At 37.6% G+C, this 735-nt stretch carries 1 pseudogene; it reads right to left on the reverse strand.

The window, feature by feature from the left end:
- Positions 1-735: pseudogene (locus ACFINZ_RS10720) on the reverse strand (hypothetical protein); the annotation flags it as partial.

The following is a 735-nucleotide window of genomic DNA, read 5'->3' on the forward strand; positions in this document are numbered from 1 at the left end:
AAGCCCTGTTAACGCTGAGCCAACATCTTCAAAGGTTTTCTGTTTTACCGTACCATCCGCAGAAACTGTAGATAAATTATATCTTGGTCCTACAAATGCACCATTTGCAAATGCGGCATCTCCACCAAAATATTTCGCAACATCTCCAGATATTTTGTTAATTTGGCTACCATTGATTGCATCTTTCGAATCCTCACCGAGGCCACCATCAGCAACACCAGAAACAACTCGATTTTGATTGTTAATATTTGCAATATTAATTTTGGTGCCGTCTTTATCTTTACCAACAGTGATAAGCTGCTTCTCTTCATCCCATTTAACAAGGCTATTTCCGGCTATCTGATTTTTTACTTCGTTTAACTGTGAAACATTTACAGCATCATTATCTAGAGTACCATTTGCTACACCTTTAATTTGTTTGTTGCCGGCATTAATACCACCAGTAGTCATGTTTGGACCACCAGTAATTACAAAGCCATTATCACTTACATTTGCCTTACCCGCTATTACACGTTTAACTCTGATAATATCATTTAAATCAAATTGTACCTCATTGTTATTGCCTTTGGTAATTTTGATATTCTTACTTTCTTCATTACCATCTTCCGCATTAACACCTAAAAGCTTTACTGTACTGCCTGTATTAACATCTGTAGCATCACCGCCATTAACAGAAAGCTTCCAACCTCCTGCTTCCGATATCAATCCTTTCACCTTATTCAGCTGGGCAACATT

Origin of the sequence: Bartonella sp. AA81SXKL, assembly GCF_042196945.1 — a bacterium.
Lineage (GTDB): Bacteria > Pseudomonadota > Alphaproteobacteria > Rhizobiales > Rhizobiaceae > Bartonella.